The 25,427-nt window shown below is 70.3% G+C and carries 20 protein-coding genes; 16 read left to right on the top strand and 4 right to left on the bottom strand.

The window, feature by feature from the left end; translation table 11 throughout:
* The first annotated feature begins 243 nt into the window (after positions 1-243).
* The 9 genes from FL311_RS10770 to FL311_RS10730 all read left to right on the top strand — a co-directional run bounded on the left by FL311_RS10770 (position 244) and on the right by FL311_RS10730 (position 8,579).
* Positions 244-1,686 (top strand): aldehyde dehydrogenase, encoded by a 1,443-nt coding sequence (locus FL311_RS10770; protein ID WP_141324889.1) that lies wholly within the window; start codon positions 244-246, stop codon positions 1,684-1,686.
* Positions 1,687-1,707: 21 nt separating this feature from the next.
* Positions 1,708-2,136, top strand: a complete 429-nt coding sequence (locus FL311_RS10765; protein ID WP_141324887.1) for a RidA family protein — start codon at positions 1,708-1,710, stop codon at positions 2,134-2,136.
* Positions 2,137-2,661: a 3-hydroxyanthranilate 3,4-dioxygenase gene (gene nbaC / locus FL311_RS10760; RefSeq protein ID WP_141324885.1), complete on the top strand. Its 525-nt coding sequence runs from the start codon at positions 2,137-2,139 to the stop codon at positions 2,659-2,661.
* Positions 2,658-3,674: an amidohydrolase family protein gene (locus tag FL311_RS10755; protein WP_141324884.1), complete on the top strand. Its 1,017-nt coding sequence runs from the start codon at positions 2,658-2,660 to the stop codon at positions 3,672-3,674. The genes nbaC and FL311_RS10755 overlap by 4 nt, the downstream gene beginning before the upstream one ends.
* Positions 3,671-4,948, top strand: coding sequence for a kynureninase (gene kynU / locus FL311_RS10750; protein ID WP_141324882.1), 1,278 nt, complete (start codon positions 3,671-3,673; stop codon positions 4,946-4,948). The genes FL311_RS10755 and kynU overlap by 4 nt, the downstream gene beginning before the upstream one ends.
* Positions 4,941-6,332 carry an NAD(P)/FAD-dependent oxidoreductase gene (locus tag FL311_RS10745; protein WP_141324880.1) on the top strand — a complete coding sequence of 464 codons (1,392 nt, stop codon included), beginning with the start codon at positions 4,941-4,943 and terminating at the stop codon, positions 6,330-6,332. Before kynU ends, FL311_RS10745 begins: the two co-directional genes overlap by 8 nt.
* Positions 6,310-7,047 carry an SDR family oxidoreductase gene (locus tag FL311_RS10740; protein WP_141324878.1) on the top strand — a complete coding sequence of 246 codons (738 nt, stop codon included), beginning with the start codon at positions 6,310-6,312 and terminating at the stop codon, positions 7,045-7,047. Before FL311_RS10745 ends, FL311_RS10740 begins: the two co-directional genes overlap by 23 nt.
* Before the next feature lie 94 nt (positions 7,048-7,141).
* Positions 7,142-7,813 (top strand): TIGR02269 family lipoprotein, encoded by a 672-nt coding sequence (locus FL311_RS10735; RefSeq protein WP_141324876.1) that lies wholly within the window; start codon positions 7,142-7,144, stop codon positions 7,811-7,813.
* Between the two features lies 1 nt (position 7,814).
* The gene (locus FL311_RS10730) at positions 7,815-8,579 is read left to right on the top strand and encodes a double-CXXCG motif protein (protein WP_141324874.1); all 765 of its coding nucleotides are present in this window, start codon (positions 7,815-7,817) and stop codon (positions 8,577-8,579) included.
* 63 nt (positions 8,580-8,642) lie between these two features.
* Here FL311_RS10730 and FL311_RS10725 read toward each other — a convergent pair whose 3' ends face one another.
* Positions 8,643-9,122, bottom strand: coding sequence for an SRPBCC family protein (locus tag FL311_RS10725; protein WP_141324872.1), 480 nt, complete (start codon positions 9,120-9,122; stop codon positions 8,643-8,645).
* On the bottom strand, positions 9,119-9,457 hold the full coding sequence (locus FL311_RS10720) for a helix-turn-helix transcriptional regulator (protein WP_046711055.1): 339 nt from the start codon (positions 9,455-9,457) through the stop codon (positions 9,119-9,121). Before FL311_RS10720 ends, FL311_RS10725 begins: the two co-directional genes overlap by 4 nt.
* Before the next feature lie 227 nt (positions 9,458-9,684).
* Between FL311_RS10720 and FL311_RS10715 the strand changes: the two genes are divergently transcribed.
* A complete protein-coding gene (locus FL311_RS10715; protein WP_141324870.1) occupies positions 9,685-11,739 on the top strand; it encodes a thaumatin family protein in 2,055 nt (684 codons plus the stop codon).
* Positions 11,740-11,749: 10 nt separating this feature from the next.
* On the opposite strand, the gene FL311_RS10710 is transcribed toward FL311_RS10715, so the two are convergent.
* Positions 11,750-12,556, bottom strand: a complete 807-nt coding sequence (locus FL311_RS10710) for a S9 family peptidase (RefSeq protein ID WP_141324868.1) — start codon at positions 12,554-12,556, stop codon at positions 11,750-11,752.
* A 289-nt stretch (positions 12,557-12,845) separates the two neighbouring features.
* Between FL311_RS10710 and FL311_RS10705 the strand changes: the two genes are divergently transcribed.
* Positions 12,846-14,285 (top strand): glutamine synthetase family protein, encoded by a 1,440-nt coding sequence (locus FL311_RS10705; protein WP_141324866.1) that lies wholly within the window; start codon positions 12,846-12,848, stop codon positions 14,283-14,285.
* On the opposite strand, the gene FL311_RS10700 is transcribed toward FL311_RS10705, so the two are convergent.
* Positions 14,282-15,526: an APC family permease gene (locus tag FL311_RS10700; protein ID WP_141324865.1), complete on the bottom strand. Its 1,245-nt coding sequence runs from the start codon at positions 15,524-15,526 to the stop codon at positions 14,282-14,284. The genes FL311_RS10705 and FL311_RS10700 overlap by 4 nt on opposite strands.
* A gap of 339 nt (positions 15,527-15,865) precedes the next feature.
* Here FL311_RS10700 and FL311_RS10695 point away from each other — a divergent pair, with 339 nt between their 5' ends.
* The 5 genes from FL311_RS10695 (at position 15,866) to FL311_RS10675 (ending at position 25,293) form a co-directional block, all read left to right on the top strand.
* A complete protein-coding gene (locus FL311_RS10695; protein WP_141324863.1) occupies positions 15,866-17,398 on the top strand; it encodes a hypothetical protein in 1,533 nt (510 codons plus the stop codon).
* Positions 17,399-17,661: 263 nt separating this feature from the next.
* Positions 17,662-18,153, top strand: a complete 492-nt coding sequence (locus tag FL311_RS10690; RefSeq protein WP_141324861.1) for a hypothetical protein — start codon at positions 17,662-17,664, stop codon at positions 18,151-18,153.
* A 5-nt stretch (positions 18,154-18,158) separates the two neighbouring features.
* A complete protein-coding gene (locus FL311_RS10685) occupies positions 18,159-18,839 on the top strand; it encodes a hypothetical protein (protein ID WP_141324859.1) in 681 nt (226 codons plus the stop codon).
* 95 nt (positions 18,840-18,934) lie between these two features.
* Positions 18,935-20,752 (top strand): sigma 54-interacting transcriptional regulator, encoded by a 1,818-nt coding sequence (locus FL311_RS10680; protein ID WP_194869155.1) that lies wholly within the window; start codon positions 18,935-18,937, stop codon positions 20,750-20,752.
* Positions 20,749-25,293: an SUMF1/EgtB/PvdO family nonheme iron enzyme gene (locus FL311_RS10675; RefSeq protein ID WP_228556805.1), complete on the top strand. Its 4,545-nt coding sequence runs from the start codon at positions 20,749-20,751 to the stop codon at positions 25,291-25,293. The genes FL311_RS10680 and FL311_RS10675 overlap by 4 nt, the downstream gene beginning before the upstream one ends.
* Positions 25,294-25,427: the final 134 nt, after the last annotated feature.

The raw sequence follows: 25,427 nt of genomic DNA, 5'->3' as shown, positions 1-25,427 counted from the left end.
CGCCTCCAGTCCTCCGTATTCCCCCGCCGCTCGCCCACCCTCCAGGCAGCCGGAGTCGTCACCCGTTTGACGCGAGAGGACGACGCTCCGAGGCGCGCTTTCCGTGATGCTGGTGACGGCTGGCTCGGTTGCGTACATTGCGCCCCGTTCGACCCGGGCCCCCGCGCTCCCCCTGTCTCCCGGCACCCGAGGGACCAGGCGCTCGCGAGCCATCCCGGGGACGGGCGCACGGAGGGCTCGGACATGCAGAAGGTGCTCAACTACATCGGCGGAGAGCTCATCCCCGCGCGCGGCGGCCAGTGGCTGGACAAGCCCGAGCCCGCGACGGGCAAGGGCTACGCGCAGGTGCCGGACTCGGACGCCACGGACCTCCAGCACGCGGTGGAGGCCGCCCAGCGCGCCTTCCCGGCCTGGGCCGCCACGCCCGCCGCCGAGCGCTCGCGCCTCCTGCGCAAGGTGGCGGACACGATTCGCGAGCGCCTGGACGCGTTCGCCCGCGCGGAGTCCATCGACTCCGGCAAGCCGCTGTCGGTGGCGTCCACGGTGGACATCCCGCGCAGCATCCTCAACTTCGAGTTCTTCGCGGACGCGGTGACGCAGTTCTCCAGCGAGGCGCACGCCACGGACGGCGTCGCGCTCAACTACACGCTGCGCTCGCCGCTGGGCGTGGTGGGCTGCATCTCGCCGTGGAACCTGCCCTTGTACCTGCTGACGTGGAAGCTCGCGCCCGCGCTGGCCATCGGCAACTGCGTGGTGGCCAAGCCCTCCGAAGTCACCCCGATGACGGCGTTCCTGTTGTCGCAGGTGTGCCGCGACGTGGGCCTGCCGCCCGGCGTGCTCAACATCGTCCACGGCCTGGGCCCCAAGGTGGGCGCGGCCATGAGCGAGCATCCGGACATCCCGGCCATCTCCTTCACCGGCAGCACCCGCGTGGGCGCGGAGATTGCCCGCGTGGCCGCGCCGAGCTTCAAGAAGCTGTCGCTGGAGATGGGCGGGAAGAACCCCAACGTCATCTTCGAGGACTGCGACTTCGAGGAGGCGCTGGCGACGACGGTGCGCTCGTCGTTCTCCAACCAGGGGCAGATCTGCCTCTGCGGCCCGCGCATCTTCGTGCAGCGCCCCCTCTATGAGCGCTTCCGGGACGCGCTGGTGGCGCGCACGCAGGCGCTCAAGGTGGGCGACCCGCTGGAGGCCGGCACCGAGCAGGGCGCGCTGGTGTCGCAGCAGCACTTCGACAAGGTGATGGGCTACATCGACCTGGCGAAGCAGGAGGGCGGGCGCGTGCTCGCGGGTGGCAAGCGCGCGAGCCTGGCGGGCCGCTGCCGCGAGGGCTGGTTCGTGGAGCCCACGCTCATCGAGGGCCTGGACGCAAGCTGCCGCACCAACCAGGAGGAGATCTTCGGCCCGGTGGCCACGCTCATCCCGTTCGACACCGAGGACGAGGTGCTCGCGTGGGCGAACTCGACGAAGTACGGCCTGGCGGCGAGCGTGTGGACGCGGGACGTGAAGCGGGCGCACCGCTTCGCCTCGCGGCTGCACAGCGGAATCGTGTGGGTGAACTGCTGGATGCTGCGCGACTTGCGCACGCCGTTCGGCGGGGTGAAGGACTCGGGGGTGGGGCGCGAGGGCGGCTGGGAGGCGCTGCGCTTCTTCACCGAGCCGAAGAACGTGTGCATCAAGCTGTGACGCGCTGGACGGAGACGCGACGTGAGCACCAGTGAGCGAGTCGATTCCCAGAAGGCCCCGGAGCCGGTGGGCCTGTATCCCCACGCACGGCGTGTGGGCAACTTGTTGTTCCTGTCGGGCGTGGGCCCGCGCGAGCGCGGGACGAAGAAGATTCCCGGCGTGGAGCTGGACGCCGAGGGCAACATCACCTCGTACGACATCGAGGCGCAGTGCCACTCGGTGTTCCGCAACGTCCGCTACATCCTGGAGGACGCGGGCTCCTCCTGGGACAAGCTGGTGGACGTCACGGTGTACCTGACGGACATGAAGAAGGACTTCCCCACGTACAACCGCCTGTGGGCGGAGTACTTCAAGGACAACCCGCCGTGCAGGACGACGCTCGAGATCAACCGGCTGCCCACGCCGATCGCCATCGAGCTCAAGTGCATCGCCACCATCGGAGATGAATGAATGGGCCGGCTGACCCCCATCAACTTCAAGAAGTGGATCGACGAGCACCGCCACCTGCTCAAGCCGCCCGTCGGCAACCAGCAGGTGTGGGCGGACCGTGAGTTCATGGTCACCGTCGTCGGCGGTCCCAACTCGCGCACGGACTTCCACATCAACGAGGGCGAGGAGTTCTTCTACCAGTTGGAGGGCACGATGAACCTGCGCGTGCTCGACGAAGGCAAGCCCGTGGACATCCCCATCTCCGAGGGCGAAATCTTCCTGCTGCCGCCCAAGGTGCCGCACTCGCCCCAGCGCCCCGCGGGCACGGTGGGGCTGGTGCTGGAGCGCCGCCGCCTGCCGCATGAGCTGGATGGCTTCATGTGGATGTGCCCCTCCTGCGGCGAGAAGCTCTACGAGGAGTTCGTGCACGTCACGAATCTGGTGACGCAGCTGCCGCCCATCTTCGAGCACTTCTACGGCAACGACGCGAACTGCACCTGCAAGAAGTGCGGGACGAAGGTGACCAAGGGAGGGCCTTCTCGTTGAAGGTCGACATCCACACGCACCTGCTGCCCGAGAAGCTGCCGCGCTTCGCCGAGCGCTACGGGTACGGCGGCTTCATCACGCTGGACCACCACGCGCCGTGCCGCGCGCGGATGCTGCGCGACGACGGGAAGTTCTTCCGGGAGGTCGAGAGCAACTGCTGGGACCCGGTGAAGCGCATCGAGGAATGCGACGACGTGGGCGTCCACGTGCAGGTCCTCTCCACCGTGCCGGTGATGTTCAGCTACTGGACGCAGCCGGAGCACGGGCTGGACCTGTCGCGCTTCCTGAACGACCACGTGGCCTCGGTGGTGCGCGAGCACCCCAAGCGCTTCGTGGGGCTGGGCACGGTGCCGCTGCAGTCGCCGGAGCTGGCGGTGCGGGAGCTGGAGCGGTGCGTGAAGGAGCTGGGCCTGGCGGGTGTGCAGATTGGCAGCCACGTCAACGACTGGAACCTCTCCGACGAGAAGCTCTTCCCGTTCTTCCAGGCGGCGAGCGAGCTGGGCGCGTCCATCTTCGTCCACCCGTGGGACATGATGGGCGAGGCGAAGATGCAGAAGTACTGGCTGCCGTGGCTGGTGGGCATGCCCGCGGAGATGTCGCTGGCCATGTGCTCGCTCATCTTCGGCGGCGTGCTGGAGCGGCTGCCCGAGCTGCGCTTCGCCTTCGCGCACGGCGGCGGCGCGTTCCCCGGGACGCTGGGGAGAATCGAGCACGGCTTCGAGGCGCGGCCGGACCTGGTGGCGGTGGACAACAAGGTGCCGCCGCGCGAGTACCTGGGGCGCTTCTGGGTGGACTCGCTGGTGCATGACGCGGACACGCTGCGCTTCATCGTGAAGCTGTTCGGCCAGGACAAGGTGGCGCTGGGCAGTGACTATCCGTTCCCGCTGGGCGAGCTGCGCCCGGGCACCCTCATCGAATCACTGACGGAGCTTTCATCCGACGCGCGCGAGCAGCTCCTGTGGAAGAACGCCCTGGCGTGGCTGGGGCGCTCGCGCGAGGACTTCGCCCCATGACGACGTACACCTTCGAGGACTCCCAGGACTTCGCGCGCAAGGCCGACGCCGAGGATGCGCTGCGCTCCTTCCGCGAGCAGTTTCACTTCCCGCCCGGCCCGGATGGCAAGCCGGTGGTGTACCTGGCGGGCAACTCGCTGGGGCTCCAGCCGAAGAACGCCGCGCGCTACGTGCAGGAGGAGTTGGAGGACTGGGCCCGCTTCGGCGTGGAGGGCCACCACCACGGGCGCCACCCGTGGCTGCACTACCACGAGCTCGTCACGGAGCAGGCCGCGCGGCTGGTGGGCGCGAAGCCGCGGGAAGTCGTGGTGATGAACACCCTGACGGTGAACCTGCACCTGATGATGGTGTCGTTCTACCGGCCCACGAAGGAGCGCTTCAAGATTCTGGTGGAGGGTGGCGCGTTCCCGTCGGACCAGTACGCGGTGGCCTCGCAGGCGCGCTTCCACGGGTTCGACCCGCGCGAGGCGGTGCTGGAGCTCAAGCCGCGCCAAGGTGAGGAGACGCTGCGCACCGAGGACATCCTGGCGACGCTGGAGCAGCACGGCCACGAGGTGTCGCTGGTGCTGCTGGGCAGCGTGAACTACCTGACGGGCCAGGCGTTCGACATCCCCGCGATTACGCGCGCGGCGCACGCGAAGGGCTGCTTCGTCGGGTTCGACCTGGCGCACGGCGCGGGGAATCTGAAGTTGTCGCTGCACGACGACGGGCCGGACTTCGCGGTGTGGTGCTCGTACAAGTACCTCAACGGCGGACCGGGGAGCCTGGGCGGGGTGTTCGTGCATGAGCGGCATGCGCGCTCGAAGGACATCCCCCGGTTCGAGGGCTGGTGGGGGCACGACAAGGCCACGCGCTTCCAGATGGGACCGCACTTCGACGCGCTGCCGGGCGCGGAGGGGTGGCAGCTGTCGAATCCGCCCATCCTCCAGCTGGCGGCGCTGCGCGCGTCGTTCGAGCTGTTCGACCAGGCGGGCATGGCGGCGCTGCGCGCCAAGAGCGAGCGGCTCACGGGGTATCTGGAGTTCCTGCTGGACACGCTGCCGTCGGGCTACGTGCGCATCACCACGCCGCGCGACGTGAAGCAGCGCGGGGCGCAGCTGTCCCTGCGGTTCCAGGGCGACGCGCCGAGCATGCTCAAGCGGCTGGCGGACGCGGGCATCATCTGTGACTTCCGCAAGCCGGACATCATCCGCGCGGCGCCCGCGCCGCTGTACTGCTCGTTCACGGATGTGTACCGCTTCGTGAAGACGCTGGAGGGACATGCCCGTGGGTGAGCGGAACGAGGCCGTCACGGTGGTGGGCGCGGGCCTGGTGGGCTCGCTCTTGTCCGTGTTCCTGGCGCGGCGTGGGCACACCGTGGAGGTGCTGGAGCGTCGGCCGGACATGCGGCGCGAGGTCATCGACGCGGGGCGCTCCATCAACCTGGCCATCTCCACGCGCGGGCTGTACGCGCTCAGGCAGGTGGGCCTGGAGGAGGAGGCGCTGCGCCACGCGATTCCGATGCGGGGACGGATGATTCATCCCCCGAAGGGCGCGCTGATGTACCAGCCCTACGGGAAGGATGACTCGCAGCACATCAACTCGCTGTCGCGCGCGTGGCTGAACAAGTTCCTGATGAGCGCGGCGGAGGCCACGGGCAAGGTGCGCATCCGCTTCAGGCAGCGGGTATCGGGCGCGGACCTGGATCAGGGCGTGCTCACGGTGGTGGACGAGGCCACGGGTGAGGAGCGCCGCGAGGAGGGCCGCGTGGTGTTCGGCACGGACGGCTCCGGCTCGGCGGTGCGGCAGGCGCTGGAGAAGGTGCCGGGGTTCGAGTCGACGGCGGAGACGCTGGGGCACGGGTACAAGGAGCTGACGATTCCCCCCGGGCCGGGCGGCGCGTTCCAGATGGAGAAGCACGCGCTGCACATCTGGCCGCGCGGGACATACATGCTGATTGCGCTGCCGAACGAGGATGGCAGCTTCACGTGTACGTTGTTCCTGCCGTGGAAGGGGCCGGTGAGCTTCGAGTCGCTGGACTCCCCGGCCCGGCTGGAGGCGTTCTTCGAGGAGCAGTTCCCGGACGCGAAGGCGCTCATCCCGGACTTGACGCAGGCGTTCTTCGCTCGGCCCACGGGCAGCATGGTGACGGTGAAGTGCGCGCCGTGGAATGTGGGCGGCAAGGCGGTGGTGATGGGGGACGCGGCGCACGCCATCGTCCCGTTCTTCGGCCAGGGGATGAACTGCGGCTTCGAGGACTGCACGGTGCTCGAGGGGTTGCTCGGCAAGCACGGGGACTGGGAGACGCTGTTCGGGGAGCTGGCGCGGCTGCGCAAGACGAACGCGGATGCCATCGCGGACATGGCGGTGGAGAACTTCGTGGAGATGCGCGACAGCACGGGCAACCCGCGCTTCCTGTTGGAGAAGGCGGTGGAGAAGGTGTTGCTCAACACCTTCCCGGGCGAGTTCGTGAGTCGGTATTCGATGGTGAGCTTCAGCCGGGTGCCGTACCGGCTGGCGTACGAGGTGGGGGCGATTGCCGGTGGCATCGTCTCGGAGCTGTCCGAGGGGCTGACGCGCGCCGAGGACGTGGACCTGGAGCGGGCGAAGCGGCTCATCCACGAGCGGCTGGTGCCATTCATGAAGGAGCACGCGGATGGATTTCGGACTGAAGGGTAGGCGCGCGCTCGTGATGGGCGCGTCTGCGGGGCTGGGCTACGCGACGGCCGAGGCGCTGGTGAAGGAAGGCGCCACGGTGGCCATCTGCTCTCGCGGTGGGGAGAAGCTGGAGAAGGCGGCGAAGTCGCTGGGCGCGGCGCTCGCGGTGCCGGCGGACTTGAACCAGCCGGGGGCGGCGAAGCGGTTGGTGGACGAGGTGGTGGCGAAGCTGGGCGGCGTGGATGTGCTCGTGGTGAACACGGGTGGGCCCCCGGCGGGTGGCTTCGAGTCGCTGACGGCGGAGCAGTGGCAGCTGGGGTTCCAGAGCCTGTGGATGGCGGCGGTGGATGGAATCCAGGCGGCGCTGCCGGGGATGAAGGAGCGCAAGTGGGGGCGCATCGTCCTGGTGACGTCGCTGGCGGCGCGTGAGGCGATGCCGAACCTCACCATCTCCAACGGCCTGCGCGCGGGGTTGCTCGGGTTGGTGAAGACAGTGAGCAACGAGGTGGCGCAGCACGGCGTCACGCTCAACGCGGTGCTGCCGGGCTTCCACGCCACGGAGAGGATGACGCAGCTGGGCCTCACGGACGAGAAGGTGGCCCCGCAGATTCCCGCGCGGCGACTGGGGAGGCCGGAGGAGCTGGCCTCCCTGGTGGCGTTCCTATCCTCCGAGCAGGCCTCGTACATCACCGGCCAGTCGATTGCCGTCGACGGTGGCGCGGCGCGCGGGTTCTGACGTACCTCCGTGACGCCGAGCCCATGCCAGCTCGGTGACGAAGGCAGGAGACGGTGGCGCAGTGCTTGGATTGCAAGGCAGGCTGCGCCACCCAATGAACGTTCTGAGAGCTGTTTGGCTTGCGGCGCTTCTAGCTGCGTGGTCGGGCTGTGCAACCGCAGGGAAGGCTCCCATGCAGGGGGCTTGGGAAGCGGCGGAGCTCGAGTGCGATACACCGCTCGAAGACCAGTGCGTCACACTGCTGTGCCTGGGTGATGCCTGTGGTTTCTACCCGTGCGACCAGGACTTCGGGCAGATAGAACTGGCCCGATTCCCGCCGGCGCGCCCGCCAGCAGCCGCGGCCGCACCAGGTTCCGGCCCGCGGCGGAACTGGGGTGGCGGGCAGCGGCTCCCCAAGGGTTGGGTGATGACGTTCCCCAACTGGAACGGCGCTCCCGAGAGAATCATCCCTCCCTCGCACCAGCTTCCTTCTGGGAGATGGGAGAAGCACCACATCTTCCCGCAGGAGGCTCGGCTCAAGGAGTGGTTCGAGCGGCAGGGGGTCAAGATCCATAACTACACGCTCCCGCTCCCATACGAGGTGCATCGACGGATTCATCAAGTCGGAGGACAGGGAGGGCAGTGGAACGAGGCCTGGCGTCAGTTCATCAGGAGCAACGCCTCCGCATCGCCAGAGGAGATCTTCAAGCACGCCGGCGAGCTCATCTACCGGTTCCAGCTCACGGGCGGACCGATTCAATCGTACTATTCACGGCCTGGGACGTGAGATGGACCGATTCTACTGGTTGGACGAGGACCAAGGCGCGGCCACCCAGCACGGCGGGCATGTCGACGCTGCGCATCGCTGGGGGCTCCCTGGCCTGCTGAAGTGCCCCACCTGTGAGAAATCATGGGCCGCGGCCGGCCACTACTACCCTGGAGTCGACCTCGCGCCACTCGGGGAGACGGAACGTGAGTTCCGGAAGGCACGGCAAGAGCCCTTCGATGAGTTCGCGCGACTGAGAGCGATGGTGCTCCCCCTTGCGCCACCTGGTGCCGTTCTGCCGCCTGGGACGACCTTCGGCCCATTGGTCGGCAGATGCAGTGGGCAGCTCCCGGACTTCACCTGGGTCGTTGATGAACTGTTGCTCCATCGTCGGGTGCTCGATGGCCTCCAGTCGGGGGGAGTCCGAGGACTCGAGGCCTTTCCTACGGAACTCCGGTCTCGCCAGAAGACGCCACCAGACCTCGTGGAGGTGCAGTTGGCCCACCGTGGGCAACTCCACCCGGACTGCATTCCGGACGGAGTCGCGCCGCCCTGCACGACCTGTGGACGGTTTGCGCTCAAGCGCCCCGATGAGCCCATTCTGGACGCGTCGTCACTGCCCTCCGACCTTGACCTCTTCCGGGTCGGGAACTTCGCGACGATGGTCATCTGCACCGAGAGATTCCTCGACGCTGTGAGCAAGGTCGGGGGCGACGGACTCACCTGGCGCGAGTTGCCAGTTCGAGCGCGCACTGCGACGGCATGCGATTCTACGACCGCACCCTGAACTGATGCGAGCCTCCCGCCCATCACCTCGCGTGGTGGGCGGGAGGGCTTCACGCTTCCGCGACTACGGCTCGCGGGCCAGCAGTGCGTCGAGCGCGCGGTAGCTCTGGTTGAGGCCGTCCGCCATGCCGGAGGCCGCCATGCCGTCGCGCTCCTCCGTCGTGAAGAAGAACGACACCGCCACCACCTTCGTGCGCCCGTCGCCCAGGTCCTCCAGCGTCGTCGTGTTGAGGATGACGTAGCCGGGCATGCCGTCCCATTCGAAGGTCTGCACCAGCCGCTCGACGGGCGTCACCTCGCGGAAGCGCCCCTCGAAGCCGTGCTCCTGTCCATCCGCGTGCTCGACGAAGCGCCAGTGGCCACCCCGCTCCACCTCCAGGCGCTCCACCACGAGCTTGTTGCCCCGCCCCCACCACTGCGCCACCTGCTTCGCGTCCGTCATCGCCTTCCAGACCCGCTCGCGCTTCGCATCGAAGATGCGCTCGATGCGAATCTCGCGGTCCGTCGGCTGCGTGACGAGTGCTTCCCTGAGTGCCGTGTTCATTCCTCTTCCCCTTTCGTTCGCGCGAGGAACTCGCCGAGCCGGTCGAGCCGCGCTTCCACCAGACGCCGATAGCCATTCATCCACGCCACCTCGTCCTCGAGGCGACATGGCCCTAGCCGGCAGGTCCTCACCCGCCCCTGCTTCTCCGTGATGACCAACCCTGCTTCCTCGAGCACGTGCACGTGCTTCTTCATGCCCGTCAGGGTCATGTCGAAGCGCTCCGCCAGCTCCGTGATGGACGCCTCCCCCTGGCCCAACCGCTCCAGGACTCCCCTGCGCGTCACATCCGCCAGTGCTCCAAACGTCGCATCGAGTCGGGCTTGATACTGAACCATATAGTTCAGTTTAGCAATGGCTCTTTCTCGCGCAAGTCCTGGGGCGCGAAATCCCACGACGGGCAGTGCGTCGGGCCGGACTCGGCCATGGGGGTGGGGCCCATGCCCCCGGGAATCACGGGCCTTGGGTTCGTTCGCGCACGTGCGAGCAGCCGACGCCCCGAATCCTTGGGCTGGAGGCGGCCGCTCACTACCGTCGCTCGGCAGACCTGATTGAGAGGCCCGTCATGGCATCACGTCGTCTGCTCATCCCCGCGGTGTCACTCGGACTGGCTGTCGCGCTCGTGGTGTTCGGCACGCTTCAGGGCCGCGCACCCTCGGACACACCGGCTCCGGGCGACGCGGGCTCGTCGACCTGCCCGCCCGGCTTCCGTCCCTTCACGCTGACGAACCAGGCGAGCCAGACGGTCTGGATTGGCCAGACCGCGGGCGCGGCGCCTCCGCCCTTCACCTGCACCACAGGCAGCGACTGTGGTCCGAACCAGGCATGTTTGAACCCCGGTTGCACCAGCAGCGCGGATTGCAACGCGGGCAATATGTGCGACACGAACACGGGACAGTGCATGGTGGCCCCGGGCACGACGTGCAACGGCGGTGCTCCCATCGTCACCGTCAATCTCCCCACCGCGCTTTGCACGGGTGCGACGCAGGTGCCCGCGTGCGCCAACTGCGGCTCCGAGGGTTGTGACTCCACCACGGGCCTGTGCAAGTGCGCCGACGGAGGGCAGGCCGCGTGCCCCGGCAGCACGACCTGCTCCACCACGGTGCAGGAGTGCAGCCTCGCCAATGGCGGGACGTGCTACTTCCAGTCCGTCGTCCCTGGTGAGAACCAGGCGTGCAGCTCCGAGAGTTCACCGTGTCCGAGCGGGCAGTCCTGCACGGTGGCGCTGGGGCTCTGTCAGTACCCGAGGACGGATGGCGGGGTTCCGCTCGATGCACTGAAGTTGACCGCCCAGGAGTCGACGACGCTGTGCATGCCCTCGTCGCTGCCTCCCGCGTTCGCGAACCTCCAACCTGGGATGACGGCGTGCACGCAGAACGCCCAGTGCCAGAGTGGCCGCTGCCTGCTCGCGGACGGAGTCAACCTCGCGAATCCGCCGACGCAGTGCCCGGAGGATGGCGGCGTCGCGTGCCTGTGCCGTTCTCCCATCGGCTGGAGCGGCGGTCTGTTCGGACGGCTCGGCTGTCAGTCCGATGGGACGGGCTGCCTGAGCGCGGACTGCGGCAACGCGGCCGGCATGCCCTGCCCGCTCGGCAAGGGCGGAACCAATCCCTTCACGGCCGCGGAGTTCACACTCCAGCCGGACACGGTCGACTTCTACGACGTCACCGTCATCAACGGAGCGAACGTGAGCCTCCAGATGGGCCCCAGCGGTGACGGAGGCTTCGCGGCGGCGAACCCTCCCTCGCCGTACTCGTGCGGCACGGCGGGCTCCACGAGCGCCCAGGGGAACAGCACCCTGGGCATGCTGGAGGCGTGCTCTTGGAGCTTCACGCCCGACACGAGCGCGGGCCTCCCCGCCGACTACACCACCCTGCTCCGGGCCGTCGTGCTGCCGGCCTGCGGACAGGACAGTGACTGCGGCACGGGGACGACGTGCACCGGCGGCGTGTGTCAGCCGACGTGGACGAAGTGCGGCCCCACGTGTGCGAACGGCGCGACGTGCGGCAACCCCAACAACCCGGACGCGGGCTACTGCGGCACGTGCACGTCGGACAGCGACTGCGCGGGGGGCGCCGTGTGCGGAACGGCGTTCCTGCCAGGAGTCGGCGGTACGTCTCCGCTCGTCCAGACGTGTGGCCAGTCCATCGGCTGGTGGTCCTATGAAGACCTGTGCTCGGCGAGCACCAGCTTCGGCTACGGGCCCCTGGACTGCAGCCAGCTGATGACCGTGCAGGTTCAGGGCGGCACGGTGCAGGACACGCTGAGCAACCTGTTCCAGTGCGCCGGCAACTTCGGTGCGTCCTGCTACAACAGCAATGGCAACACGCCGGCCTGCTGCGGCTGCGCGACGTATCCGGGCAACGACGCGGGGAGCTTCTGGCCCACGCTGCTGGAGCCCGGCAACAACCCGAGCCAGCAGGCCCAGGGGCAGTGCTACGCGAACAACCCGGCGTGGGCAGAGAGCGTCCAGCCGTGGCTCGCGTTCCTGAAGAAGGCGTGTCCCACGGCGTACACGTACGCCTACGACGACGTCACCAGCACCTTCACGTGCATGAGCGGGGGCACGGGCGGCACGAACACGGTGGGCTACGACATCGTCTTCGGTGACGTGAACTGACGCGCTCGCGTCACAGCAGCGAGCGCACGGCGTCGACGACCTGGGCCCACTCGCGCGAGCGTGGGTCCACGACCTCGAAGTGACCCGCGCCGGGGAGCACGACACAGCGAACTTCATCCCCGTGCGCGCGGCCCCGTGAGCAGAAGTCCGCGCTCATCGACACGGGGACGGTGTCGTCCTCGGAGCCATGCAGGAGGACCTGGGGGACGCCGAGCGGCTGGAGCGCGGCGGGAGAGGCGCGCTGGTAGCGCAAGGGCACCTCCAGGGGCGAGCCCCCGAGGAACTGTCCCGCCGCGTTGTCACTGAGGCCCAGCTCATAGGCGCGCGTCACATCGGCCACGCCCGCGAGCGAGACGACGCCGACCGGACGCAGCGGCGTCTGGCTGTAGAGAGGACTGCCCGAGGGCAGCCGGGGCCGCGCGGCGAGCCACAGCGCGAGGTGACCTCCCGCCGAGTGTCCGAGGAACACGACCCGCGACAGGTCCAGGGGATGCGACTCCGCGAGGGTGCGCAGGAAGTCCGCGCCAAGGGCGACGTCCTCCAAGGTGCCGGGGTAGCCGCCGCCCTCGTGGCCGACACGTCGGAACTCCAGGCTCCAGGTGGCGAAGCCGCTCGCGGTGAGCGCCGCGCACGCGTGGCCCAGGTGGGCCAGGTCGTACTTCGCGCGCCAGAAGCCGCCGTGGATGGCGACGACGACAGGATGCGGCCCCGGCCCCGAGGGAAGCCGCAGCTCTCCGAAGTGATGCATCCCCGGTCCATAGGGGATGCGCGCATCCGGCGCCGGAGGTGCCTCGTCCAGAATCCACATCGAGCTCATGCCGGCATCTTCGAAAACCACCCCAACGCTCACAAGAAACTACCCCGCCACCCCCGACCAGGCAGGCAGGCTCCGGAGGGCGCCCAAGTGTCCACCGGGCGTCATCCCAGGCCCTCCAGCCCCCCTCCAGAGTGTTGCCCACCGTGCTCTAAAGCTTTTTGGACCAATCCTTTAAGCTTCGCGGCGCGGAATTTAGGCTTGATTTCCCGTCCTCAAATGTAAATACCTGCGCCCACGGATTCGAAATCACCGCGCTGACGGTGACGACCGGCCTGGAGGCACGGCAAGCATGGACACGAAGGGGCTGCGGACGTTCCTGGAGATTCCCTACGACGAGTTGGAAGAGCGCAACCTCAAGGTGAAGGAGCAGCGCCTCCAGCACGTGTCGGCCGACAAGGTCCGCGAGGAGCGCATCAAGTACCTCACCGACGAGCGCAGCCTGAAGGCCGTCACCGTGTGCTTCACCGACCTCGAGGGTCGGCTGCACATGCTGGACTACGACAAGAAGTTCCTCCTCAAGAGCGCCGACAACCTCACCTTCGACGGCTCCTCCATCCGCGGCTTCTCCCAGCAGGCGGAGAGTGACCTGCGCCTCAACGTGGACTGGGGCTCGTTCTACTGGCTGCCCTCGGACATCTTCGGTCCCGGCAAGGTGCTGGTGTTCAGCGAGGTCCTCGAGCGCGACGGCTCGCCCTACCACGCCGACATGCGCGGCCAGCTCAAGCGCGTCACCGAGGCCCTGTACCAGAAGGACGGCACCGTCTTCCACGCCGCGCCCGAGGTCGAGGGCTTCCTCTTCAAGGGCCGCGACGCCGAGCGCCACTACCACGAGACGGGCAAGTTCGACTTCATCTCCACCGGCGGCTACTACCACTCGCTGCCCGGTGACCCGCTGCGCGCCTTCATCGACAAGGCCGCCGAGGCCCAGCGCGCCATGGGCTTCCAGAACGAGAAGGACCACCCCGAGGTGGCCCCCAGCCAGTTCGAGATGAACTTCACGTACAGCGAGGCCCTCATCTCCGCGGACCAGATCCAGCTCTACAAGCTGCTGTGCCGCCAGGTCGCCGCGCAGATGGACACCACCGCCAGCTTCCTCCCGAAGCCGGTGACGGGCGTCAATGGCAACGGCATGCACATGAACATGTCGCTGTCGAAGAACAACAAGAACCTGTTCTACGACAAGGCCGGCCAGGACAACCTGAGCCAGATGGGCTGGGACTTCATCGACCGGCTGCTCACCAACGCCAACGACATCTGCCTGGTCCTCAACTCCAGCGTCAACGCGTACCGCCGCCTGGACCCGCACTTCGAGGCGCCGAATCAGATCAAGGCCAGCGCCAACAACCGCGGCGCCATGGTGCGCATCCCCTATGGCAACGAGCGCTCGGCCCGCGTCGAGTGCCGCTCGGTGGGCCCGGACGCCAACCCGTACCTGGTGCTCTACACCCTGCTGCGCACCGGCCTGGAGGGCCCGCAGCCGCAGGAGGACGCCGAGTCCAAGCGCAGCCGCACCCGCTTCCTGCCCGACAACATCTTCGACGCCATCCGCCTCTTCAAGGGCAGCTCGTTCGTCGCCAACATCCTGGGCGAGAACGTGCAGAGCAAGTTCGCGGAGCTCAAGACGGCCTCCGCCGAGCGTTGCCCCAAGCAGCTGGGCACGCGCGTGAAGACGTCCGAAATCCAGTTCCACCACGAAATCACCAACCAGTACCTCTGGAGCCAGTTCTAGGCCCTCGGCCGGGACAGGCCCCAGAGCACCAGGCCCGCCACCACCGCCACACCGGTGGTGGCGGCCTCCCGCACGCTCGCGCCGAACGCCACCAGCGTCAGGCCGAGCGCGAGCGTGGGCACCGCCAGCACCGCATGCCACGGCGTCAGCGCGCGCTCCCGCTTGAAGGAGAGCCACGCCAGCGCCGCCGCCGTGACGCCGTACTGCATCAGCACGGCGATGCTGGAGAGCGCGAAGAGCTCCGACAGGTTCCCCAGGTTCACGAACACCAGCACCACCGCCCACGTCACCCCCAGCGCCCGCTCGGGCACGCCCCTGGGTGACATGCGCTCCAATCCCAAGAGCGTCCTGTCCCCCGACGCGAGCGCGGACAGGTAGCGCGGCGTCGTCACCATCATCCCCACGCAGATGCCCAGCGCGGACAGGCTGGTGCCCATCGCCACCACGCGCGACAGCCCCGCCCCTCCCCACACGCCCGCCGCCGAGGCCAAAGGCGCGCTGGAGGACGCCAGCTCCGGCAGCGCCGTCACGCACGCCCACACCAGGCCCACGTACAGGAGCACCGCGCCCAGCAGCGAGCCCACCGTGGCCCACGGCACGCTCTTCTCCGACGAGCGCACCTGCCCGGCAATCACCGGCACGATTTCGAAGCCCTGGTACGCGAACATCACCGTCAGCCCCGCGGGCAGCCACGCCCCCGCCGTCCACGCCACGGGGCTCGCCGCGACGGGCAGCGGCCCCGACAGCGCCACCGCCGCGAAGGCCACGAGCAGCGCCCCGAGCGGCAGCAGCTTGAGCACCGTGAGCGCCGTCCACGCCCTCGCCGACACGCGGATGCCCGAGGCGACCATCGCCCCCAGCACCGTCACGAGCGCCGAGGCCAGCACCCGCTGCCCCCACGCGCCCTCCAGCCCCAGCGACGGGGCCACCGCCTGCGACAGCCCCGCCACCACCGCGGACGTGCTCAGGAATGCGCTGACGTAGGCCACCCAGCCCACCAGGAAGGCCACCCGCTCGCCGAAGGCCGCGCGCGCGAAGACCACGGGCCCGCCATCCGCGTCGAAGCGCCGGCCCAGCACCGCGAACGCCAGCGCCACCGGCACCAGCGCCAGGCCCGTCACCGCGAACGCGAGCACCGCGCCCAGGCCCGGCGTGCGCGCGGCCACCTCCGCGGGCGCGAAGAAGATGCCCACACCGACGATGCCGTTGACGCCCAATGCAAGCAGCTGGAGCGGACCCACGGTCCGTTCCTGCGCCACGGAGGAGACAGCGGGAGAGGCAGGCACGGCCGAGAAGTTCACTACAGCCAGGGGCCCGACACCAACCCACCGCGTCAAAGAGGGCCCGCCGAACGCTCGCTCTGGGGGCGTGAGAGCGACGGGCTCCGGTTCGTCCCCGTCGACGGGAGCACAGGCCTGGCGCCCTCCGCGCGGGCGCGTGTCCCCCACCGCACGGCCCGTCCCCACCGGCTGGGGAGGTGACTCCCCCCGCGATATACTCCCCGTGCACCGGTCGTTCCCGCAGCGGTTCCAGCATGAGACACCGCGGCCCGGATGCGCCTGGGCTGCACGGAGGAAGTGATGCGTCGAATCGGCTTGCTGATGGGCGTCCTGGGGTGTGCGGGGTGTGCCACCCTCACCCGGGGACTCGACACCCAGTTGAACCCCGAGACGGGGGAGTACGAGACGCCCACGCACGAGACCGTGTACCTGGCGCCCCCCGAGGACGCGATGATGATGGCGCGGCGCGTGCTCGAGGAGCAGCGCTACGACGTGATGGAGAAGGAGGGCGGCCTGGAGCTGTTCTCCTCCGCGCACGAGCCCGGCAAGAACCGCAACGGCCTGCGCAACCACGAGCGCTACTACGTGAAGGGCGAGCGGCTGGGGCCCCGCCAGACGCTCATCCGGGTGTTCCGCCTGAGCTACTCCGAGATGGAGAACCTCATCGAGGAGACGCCCAAGCAGCTTGGCGACATGACGAGCCGCGACAGCCAGCTGTCGCTCGAGGAGACCGAGCACGCGTTCGACGCCAGGTCCGAGGCCCACCTGAGCGCGCCCCCCGCGCGGCACAACGCCCTGCGCACCATCGCCATGCGCAACCCCTTCCCCAACGCGCCCGGCCTGGAGCGCTTCCGCTACGTGCGCGGCTACCGGGACCTGGACGTCGAGCAGACGCTGCTGGCCCGGATGGAGATGGTGCCCGCGCTGGAGCTGGTGGGTGGCAACGCGCCGGTGTCCATGCGCTCGGTGATGATGGAGGGCTGGGGCGAGGCCGGTGATGCGTCCGCCGCCACCCCCGACTGCGGCGAGCCGGTGGAGGGCGCCACGTCGCTCTTGTCGGCCGGCGGGGTGGTGCTGATGGCGGACCCGCTGGGCACCCAGGAGCTGCCCTCCGCGGCGCTGCGCATGCTGTGCGAGGCCACCGCCCAGGGGCTGCCGGTGACGCTGGCGCTGTCGGTGCCCGCCTCCGAGCAGCCGCTGCTGACGCGCTACCTCGCCAGCGCGGGCACGTCGCAGGACGCGCAGGAGCTGCTCCGGGAGAGCGCCTTCTGGCGCCGCGCGCACCAGGACGGGCGCAGCAGCCGCGCCATGCTGTGGCTCGTGGAGCAGGCCCGCCGCCTGCGCGCCTCCGGCAAGGACGTGGCGCTGGCCGCCATCGACGCGGACAAGGCGCAGGGCAACGAGCGCGAGGCGCAGCTGGCCGCCAACCTGCTCTCCTTCCAGGCCCAGCGCGCCCAGGCGTGGACGCTGGTGCTCACCGGCAGCGTGCACGCGCGCACCACCAAGGTGGACTGGGATGGCGACCTGGAGCCCATGGGCGCCCGGGTGGCGAAGGCGCTGCCCTCCGTGCGCGCGCTGGACGTGGGCTTCCAGCGCGGCACCCAGTTCGCCTGCCGCTACAGCGTCTGGGACGACGTGGAGTGCAACGTCTTCGGCATCAGCCCCACGCTCCAGGCGCGGCAGTCCTCGAAGCAGCGCCCCGGCGTGGCGCTCGCGAGCGAGGCGCGCGCGGATGGCTTCCACGGGCGGCTGTACCTGGGCACGCTGAACGCCTCGCCCCCGGCGCTCCAGTCGCAGAGCCACGTCGCGCACAGCGCGCCCGCGCGCAAGTAGTCCCCCCAGCGTCGTGAGTCCCGAAGCCCCGGCGCCAGCACCTGGCCGGGGCTTCGTCGTTCCCACCGGCAAGGTTCGCCGGCCGAAGGCAGGGCTTGCCGGCCGACGCGCGCGGGAGTCCGGCAAGACTTGCCGTGCTCGCGAGCCGCTCCGGGGCGCGGATGGCTGGCACTCGCGTTGCTCTTCCTCGCGGTCAGCACGTCACTCCAGGTTTCGCATGACGCGACAGCTCGCGGGGGACGCGCGCGACGAGGAAGACCTCCATGACGAAGAACCTGTTCAAGCAGTCCGTGGCCGCGCTCGCGCTGCTCGGTGCGATGCCGACGTTCGCGGGGCCGGCGACCTACGCGGGCTCGCTGTGCACCTCCGTGTCGGGCTTCAGCGCGCCCAGCATGTTCCGCAGCGGCCGGCTCATCAACCAGACGGGCAGCGCGCTCGAGGTGGTGTGCCCGGTGCAGCGCAACGTCTCCATCCCCAGCTTCAACGAGACGGTGTCCTTCCTCGTCACCGCCAGGGACCCGCACCTCACCGAGAACGTGTGCTGCACCGCCACGGTGACGGAGCCCGACGGCAGCGCCATCGCCTCCGACTCGGGTTGCACGTCGGGCGCCGACACCGCGAACCCGAAGACCATCAGCCTGAGCGTGCCGACGACGTTCGCGTCCTCGAACGGCTTCATCGCGCTGCGCTGTGAGCTGCCAGCGCCCTACTCCGGCTTCCAGTCCGCGCTCTCCAGCTTCTACATCTCGGAGTAGCCGCCATGTCCAAGGTCCGCTGGGGAGTGATGGGGTTGGCGGGAGCCGTCGTGCTCACCGCGGGAGTCTGGAGCTGGAAGGGAGAGGCGCCTGGGGGAGGCGCCGCGCCCGCGGAGGCCGCTGGGGCTTCCGCCAACACTCCAGCGGACCTGGAGCGGGAGGTGCGCGCGCTGCGCGCGGAGCTGGAGTCCTTGCGTCAACGACAGGGGCGTCTGGAGCAGCAGCCGTCCGCGGGCGCGCTGGAGCAGGGGGCTCCCCAGACGCGCGAGGACGTGCCAGCAGCGGAGGACCCCGCGCCCTCGCGGGAGGCGGCGATGGTGGTGCACGAGCAGCGGCGGCAGGAGCGGGTGCTGGAGCTGGAGGCGGAGCTGGAGGTGGCGATGAACACCGAGCCTCGGGACACGGCGTGGGCGGGGAGCACCGAGTCGCTCGTCACGGAGTCCTTCCGGGGGGAGGACTTCGCCGGCTCGCGGCTCACCCGGGTGGAGTGCCGCACCCACCTGTGCACGCTGGAGGTGGAGCACGAGGGGAACGATGCCCAGGCGGAGCTGCTCATCTCGCTCTCCCGCGTGCCGGGTCTGCGCGGACAGACGGTGGTCCGCCCGCACAACGAAGGAGGCCGCGTGACGTCGCGCGTCTACCTGTCGCGCGCCGGTGAACGCCTGCCCATGACGCTGCGCCGGTGAGCAGGCTCCGGCTGGGTTTCATGTGGCTCCAGATTTCCAGAATGCCCACGAGTTGCCCGAATCGACGCGGGCGTGCCAGCATGGACGCCCGCTCGATGTCGTCCGCTCCGCCCCCCAGCGCCCGAGACACCCGTCCCCTCGGCTCCGGCCTGGAGTCCGCCGAGACGAGCGCCGCGTACCTGCTGGTGCTGGAGGGCGAGTCGTCGTGGCGCTTCCCCCTGCCCGCGGAGGGCGTGGTGCTGGTGGGGCGCGACGACAAGGCGGACCTGCGGCTGAAGGACGAGAGCGTCTCGCGCCGACATGCGCGCATCCTCGTCACGGACGAGGGGCCCAGGGTGGTGGACCTGGGCAGCCAGAACGGGACGAGCCTCAACGGCCGGCCCCTCGACGATGCCCGGCCGCTGTTGTCCGGGGACGTGGTCGCCTTCGGGGCGGTGGTGGCGGTGGTGCGCGCGCGGCATCGGCCCATGCCGGCGCGGCGCGCGCTGGACTCGGAGCGGTTGATGGGGCGGCTGCGCGAGGAGGTGGAGCGCGCGCTGCGGTATGGCCGGCCGCTGACGGTGCTGGCGCTCGCGCTGGGCGAGCCGGGGGGTCGCGAGCTGGTGGAGGCGGTGCTGACGTCGGAGGCGGGCCCGGCGGAGGCGGCGGGCTGGCTCGACGCGGGGCACCTGCTGTGGCTGCTGCCCGAGGTGGCCGGAGAGCCGGGGGAGGAGGGGTTGGGGGAGCGCGTGGAGGCGCTGCTGTCCGCCAGCCCCCGCGCTCGGCTGGGCGCGGCGACGTGTCCGTCGGATGGGTGTGACGCGGAGACGCTGGTGGCCGCGGCGCGCACGGCCGCGCAGACGGCGGCGCCGGGAGGCTTCGCGTCGGCGGCGGAGGGCGTCACGCGGCTGGCGCTGGCGGAGCGCGTGGTGCTGGTGGCGGACCCGGCGATGGCGCAGCTGTATGCGCTGCTGCGGAGGCTGGCGGCGAGCGAGCTGCCGGTGCTCATCCGCGGTGAGACGGGCGTGGGCAAGGAGAACGCCGCGTTCGCCGTGCACCATTGGTCCCGGCGTGCGGGTGGGCCCTTCGTCCCGGTCAACTGCGCGGCGCTGCCGGAGGGGCTGGTGGAGAGCGAGCTGTTCGGCCACGAGCGCGGCGCGTTCACCGGGGCGACCCATGCGCGCGTGGGGTTGTTGGAGAGCGCGCAGGGCGGCACGGTGTTCCTGGACGAGGTGGGTGAGCTGCCCGCGTCCGCGCAGGCCAAGCTGCTGCGCGCGCTGGAGGTGCGTCGCATCACCCGCGTGGGAGAGACGCGGGAGCGGCCCATCGACATCCGCGTGGTGGCGGCGACGCATCGGGATTTGGAGGCGGAGGTGGCGCAGGGGCGTTTCCGACAGGATTTGTACTTCCGGCTGGGCGCGGCCACGGTGCTGCTGCCGTCGCTGAGGGAGCGGCCTCGCGAGGTGCCGATGCTCGCGCGGGACTTCCTGGAGCGGGCGTGCGCGGCGCTCGGGCGCCCCGGGTTGGAGCTGGCGTCGGGGACGATGCATGCGCTGTCGCGGCATGGGTGGCCGGGCAACGTGCGCGAGCTGCGCAACCTGATGGACTACGTGGCCGCGGCGGTGACGGGGAACGTCGTGGAGCCGCACCATCTTCCGGCGCGCATGCTCGGCGGCGGACGGGGGGCGCCGGTGGGTGAGCCCGTGGCTCCCGAGGCGGCGCCCGTGGAGCTGTCCCGACGCGCGCGGTTGCCGCTGGCGCAGGAGATTCGCGAGCTGGAGCGTCGGCGGATGCAGGAGGCGCTGGAGGAGGCGGAGGGTGTGCAGACGCGCGCGGCGGCGCTGATTGGGATGCCCATCCGGACGTTCTCGTTCAAGTTGAAGCAGCTCGGACTCCAACCGCGGGCCCCGCGCCGGGGCCCACCGACGGAATGAGCACTCCGCCCGGGCTGCTGGAGCCGCCCCGCGAGTTCGAGGAGTACCAGGTGCTCCGGCCGCTCGGACGCGGGGCGATGGGACAGGTGTTCCTGGCGCGCGACACCCTGCTGGACCGGCTGGTGGCGGTGAAGTTCATCGCGACGCCGGCGGGGCGGTTGCCGGACGCGGGGGCTCGGGCGCGCTTCTTCCAGGAGGCCCGGGCGATTGCGCGCCTGCAGCACCCCAACGTGGTGGCCATCCACCGCGTGGGCGAGGTGCGCGGACAGCCCTATCTCGTGTCCGAGCTCATCCGGGGCGAGACGCTGGACACGCTGAGTCTGCCGGTCGAGGGGAGACGGCTGCTGGCGCTCGCCATCGGACTGGCGCGCGGGCTCGCGGCCGCGCATCGCCGAGGCGTCCTGCATCGGGACCTCAAGCCCGCCAATGCCATCCTCTCCGAGGACGGTGAGGTGAAGCTGCTCGACTTCGGGCTGGCGGAGGCGTGGTCGGGGGACAGGCGTTCGCACAGCGTGGCGCAGGAGGGGCCGCGCGCGACGCCGGATACGGACCGGGGAACGGGCTCCGAGCAGGGCACGCGCGTCGAGTCGACACGGGACGAGCGCCGTCACCTCGACTCGGACCGCGCTGTGCGCAAGCCGGAGGTGGAGACACGACCGATGGCTCCGGCGGAGCCTCACGAGGGAGTACCGGCGTCGGTGACGGAGACGCGGGCTCCGGGCCTCGACTCGCCCGGGCAGCCCGCGATGAGTCCTGGCTTCGTCGAGCCGGAGCATCCTGGGAAGACGCGGGACCTCGGCACGCCAGCACATCCGTCGATGACGGTGGGACTCGATGCGCCGGCAGTATCTGCTCGCCCCTCGGAGCGCGAGACAGCTCCGGGACGCGGAGGGTTCGAGCATCCGCCAGCGGCGCTCGGCGTTGCGCCAGGATTCGGCCAGCGAGCCGATGCGTCCCCGCGTCGCGTCATGAGCCCGGGCCTCGGCGCGCCAATGCAGCCCGCGAGCCCTGGCGACGACTCGGCGCCTGGAGGAGCCAGGGACGGGGTCGCTCCCGCGCATCGCGCGCCGCAGCTCACCGTGCCCGGCACGCCGCTCTATCTCGCACCCGAGCTCTGGCGCGGCGAGCCCGCCAGTCGCGCCACCGACATCTACGCGATGGGCGTCATGCTGCACGAGCTGTGTACGGGCAGCGCACCCCATCAACACGTGCCCCTCGCGGAGCTGGGTCGCGCCGTGACAGCCGAGCGCCCTCCACTGCTCGAGGGACAGCGGCTCGACCTGCCGGCGGGTTTTGCCTCCGTCGTGGACCGATGTCTCGCGCTGGAAGCAGACCAGCGCTTCGACTCCGGCGACGCGCTCCGGGAGGCCCTCGAAGCCCTGTCCCTTCCCGTGCAGGCGACGCCCCTGCCCTCCGGCAATCCCTATCGCGGACTGCGCGCCTTCGAGGCCGAGCACCGCGCGGTCTTCTTCGGCCGCGAAGCGGAGCTGCGTGAGGTGATGGACCGCCTGCGTGGCGAGCGCTTCGTGTTGCTCGCGGGTGACTCCGGCGTCGGCAAGTCCTCACTGTGTCGCGCGGGCGTCCTCCCCGCGCTCACCGGCCCCGAGAGTGACACGTCGTGGGACATCGTCTCGTGGACACCCGGGCGGCGCCCCCTGGAGTCACTGGCGGCCGCGCTCGCACCGATACTCGACGAGAGCCCGGATGCGCTGCTGTCACAGGTGGCCGACGAGGAGCCGGGCGCCCTGGCTCGCGCGCTGCGCAGACGCCGCAGGAGCGCCCATCCGGTGCTCCTGTTCATCGACCAGCTCGAGGAGCTCGTCACCTTCTCCGAGCTGACACAGGCCACCCGACTCGCCGAGGAGCTGGCGCTCGCGCTGCACCGGGTGCCTCGCATCCGGGTGCTGGCCACCGCGCGGAGCGACTGTCTCACCCGACTGGTGGCCCTGCCGGGACTGGGCGACGAGCTGCCTCGCGCGCTCTACCTCGTGCGCGCACTGACGGAGCGCGGACTGCGCGACGCTGTCGAAGGGCCCGCGCGGGCGCTCGGCGTGGCCTTCGAGTCCACCGAGCTGGTCGATGCGCTCGTCACCTCCGCCGCGCGCGCCGAGGGTGGACTGCCGTCATTGCAGTTCGTCCTGGAGGCCCTGTGGGAGGCACGCGACGTCTCGCGCGGCGTCATCCCGATGGCGGCGCTGACCGCGCTCGGCGGCGTGGAGGGCGCGCTGGCCCGGCACGCGGACGCGGTGGTGGACCGGCTGAGACCCGAGCAGCGACCTCGGGCACGAGAGCTGCTCCTCGAGCTGGTCACCTCCGAGGGAACCCGGCTGCGTCGCACCCGTGACGAGTTGCTCCGCGGGCCCGACGATGACACCGGTCGCGCGGTGCTGGACGGGCTCGTGCGCGGTCGACTGCTCACGGCGAGCGAGGCGGAGAGTGGCGAGGGCGTGTACACGCTCGCGCACGAGAGCCTGCTGACCCACTGGGACACGCTGCGCGGATGGCTGGGACAGGACGAACAGCATCGCGCCATCCGCCACCGGCTCGCGCGCGCGGCGGCGGAGTGGGAGCGACTGGGGCGTCCCTCGGAGTTGCTCTACGCGGAGCGACAGCTCTCCGAGGCCGCTGCCGCGAACATCCTTCCCGGAGCCGCCCTCCAGCAGGACTTCCTCGCGCGCTCCAGGCAGGTGGTGCGCCACCGCCGCGTCGCCCGCTGGGCGGTGGCCATCGTCGCGCCGCTCGCCCTGCTGGCGGTGGTGGCCGTCACCCGGGTCCAGTCTCGCGCGCAGCTCGACGCACGCATCTCCCAACACCTGAGCGAAGCACGGCGACATCACGACGAAGCACGCGCGAAGGATGCGCGAGCCCAGCAGATGAGACAGGACGCCTTCACCCTGTTCGACACGCCGGGCCCCCAGAATCGCGAGGCCGCCGAGGCGCTGTGGACACAGGTCCAGGAGGAAGAGCAGGCAGTGGAGACGCTCAGCCTCCGAGCCCAGGCCGCGCTCGAGACGGCGTGGGGACTGGACCCGGGAAGCACCCGGTTGAACGAGCTGCTCGCGGACCTGCTCGCGGAGCGCGTGGAGCGCGCGGACCGTCAGCGCCAGCCCGAGGTGCGTGCGCAGCTCCTCGCACGGCTCGCCGCCTATGACACCGGAGGACAGCGACAGCGGCGGCTCGATGCGCCCGCACGAATCTCCCTCATCACCTCGCCTCCAGGCGCACGGGTGACCTTGTTGGATGCACGCGCGGGCTCCACATCGACACCGAGTGCGGCGCCCGCGAGCGAGACGAACATCGCTCTAGTCGGTACGCGGTCAACGGCAGACAACGCGAACCTCGCGCCTCCAGCCTCGACACCAAGCATGGAGAGCCCGCGGCAAGCCTCCGCGAGCGATACGAACATCGCTCCGGTCGGCACGCAGCCAACGGCAGACAACGCGGACCTCGCGCCTCCTGCTTCGACGCCAGGCACGGAGCGCCAGGCGCAGGACTCCGCGAGCGAGTCGAACATCACCGCGCGGTCTGGCCCCGCGGGCGCACCGCCGAATCAGCCCGCCACCACACTCCTCGGCCAGACACCGCTGACAGACCTCTCGCTCCCCGCGGGCTCGCACCTGCTCCTCATCGAAGCGCCCGGCCGCGTCCCCGTGCGCGTCCCCGTCCTCCTGCGCCCGGGTGAATTCTTCTCCCAGGAGCTCACCCTGCCCCAGCCCCCCCAGGTCCCCGAGGGCTTCGTCTACATCCCGCCCGGCCGCTTCCTGCAAGGCGCGTCCGAGAGCGAGTACCTGCGCCGCGCCTTCTTCTTCGCCCCACCCCTCCACGAAGTCGAGACCGGCGCGTACCTCATCGCCCGTCACGAGGTGACCTTCGGCGACTACATCGCCTTCCTCGAGACCCGCTCCCCCGAGGAGCGCGCCGCGCGCATGCCGGGCTCCCGGCGCCGGCTCACCGTGGTGGACCTGGCCCGCGAACCCGATGGCCGCTGGCGCCTCAACCTGCGCCCCGCCTCCGCCAGCTACAGCGTCCTCGACGGCGAGCCCCTCCGCTACGGCAAGCGCACCCGCCGCGCCGAGCAGGACTGGCTGCGCTTCCCCGTGTCCGCCATCTCCTTCGAGGACGCCCTCGCCTACGTCGCCTGGCTGGACCACACCGGCCGCGTCCCCGGCGCCCGCGTCTGCACCGAGCACGAATGGGAGCGCGCCGCCCGAGGCGCCGACGGCCGCCGCTACCCCTCCGGCGACTGGCTCTCCCCCGACGACGCCAACCACGACGTCACCTACGGCCGCGAGCCCTGGGGCTTCGGCCCCGACGAAGTGGGGAGCCACCCCGGTTCTCGCAGTCCCTTCGGCGTGGACGACCTCGCCGGCAACGTCTGGGAATGGACCCGCTCCAGCGTGGACCCCACCAAGCCCTCCGCCCAGGGCGGCAGCTGGTACCAGAGCGACCTCACCGCCCACTCCGCCAACCGGGACCGCGTCGAGCCCACCCAACGCGAGGCCCTCACCGGACTGCGCGTGTGCGCCACCCCTCGGCCCTGAAGGCCGGCCCCGGCAACTGGGACGCCACCGGCGCCACCTTCCTCTACCGGGTGCAGGTGACGCCCGCGTCCGGAGCCACCGTCGACCTGTGCACGACGGGCGCGAATCCCGCCGTGGGCTGGGCCTGGGCCGTG

The organism is Myxococcus sp. AB025B, assembly GCF_006518215.1.
Lineage (GTDB): Bacteria > Myxococcota > Myxococcia > Myxococcales > Myxococcaceae > Myxococcus > Myxococcus fulvus.
This window is presented reverse-complemented; position numbering and strand designations above follow the sequence as displayed.

Excerpts from the sequence above, each read along its gene's own strand:
- FL311_RS10770 (WP_141324889.1), top strand. The coding sequence starts at position 244 with ATGCAGAAGGTGCTCAACTACATCGGCGGAGAGCTCATCCCCGCGCGC.
- nbaC (WP_141324885.1), top strand. The coding sequence starts at position 2,137 with ATGGGCCGGCTGACCCCCATCAACTTCAAGAAGTGGATCGACGAGCAC.
- kynU (WP_141324882.1), top strand. The coding sequence starts at position 3,671 with ATGACGACGTACACCTTCGAGGACTCCCAGGACTTCGCGCGCAAGGCC.
- FL311_RS10740 (WP_141324878.1), top strand. The coding sequence starts at position 6,310 with ATGGATTTCGGACTGAAGGGTAGGCGCGCGCTCGTGATGGGCGCGTCT.
- FL311_RS10735 (WP_141324876.1), top strand. The coding sequence starts at position 7,142 with ATGAACGTTCTGAGAGCTGTTTGGCTTGCGGCGCTTCTAGCTGCGTGG.
- FL311_RS10730 (WP_141324874.1), top strand. The coding sequence starts at position 7,815 with ATGGACCGATTCTACTGGTTGGACGAGGACCAAGGCGCGGCCACCCAG.
- FL311_RS10725 (WP_141324872.1), bottom strand. The coding sequence starts at position 9,122 with ATGAACACGGCACTCAGGGAAGCACTCGTCACGCAGCCGACGGACCGC.
- FL311_RS10720 (WP_046711055.1), bottom strand. The coding sequence starts at position 9,457 with ATGGTTCAGTATCAAGCCCGACTCGATGCGACGTTTGGAGCACTGGCG.
- FL311_RS10715 (WP_141324870.1), top strand. The coding sequence starts at position 9,685 with ATGGCATCACGTCGTCTGCTCATCCCCGCGGTGTCACTCGGACTGGCT.
- FL311_RS10710 (WP_141324868.1), bottom strand. The coding sequence starts at position 12,556 with ATGAGCTCGATGTGGATTCTGGACGAGGCACCTCCGGCGCCGGATGCG.
- FL311_RS10705 (WP_141324866.1), top strand. The coding sequence starts at position 12,846 with ATGGACACGAAGGGGCTGCGGACGTTCCTGGAGATTCCCTACGACGAG.
- FL311_RS10695 (WP_141324863.1), top strand. The coding sequence starts at position 15,866 with ATGCGTCGAATCGGCTTGCTGATGGGCGTCCTGGGGTGTGCGGGGTGT.
- FL311_RS10690 (WP_141324861.1), top strand. The coding sequence starts at position 17,662 with ATGACGAAGAACCTGTTCAAGCAGTCCGTGGCCGCGCTCGCGCTGCTC.
- FL311_RS10685 (WP_141324859.1), top strand. The coding sequence starts at position 18,159 with ATGTCCAAGGTCCGCTGGGGAGTGATGGGGTTGGCGGGAGCCGTCGTG.
- FL311_RS10680 (WP_194869155.1), top strand. The coding sequence starts at position 18,935 with ATGTCGTCCGCTCCGCCCCCCAGCGCCCGAGACACCCGTCCCCTCGGC.
- FL311_RS10675 (WP_228556805.1), top strand. The coding sequence starts at position 20,749 with ATGAGCACTCCGCCCGGGCTGCTGGAGCCGCCCCGCGAGTTCGAGGAG.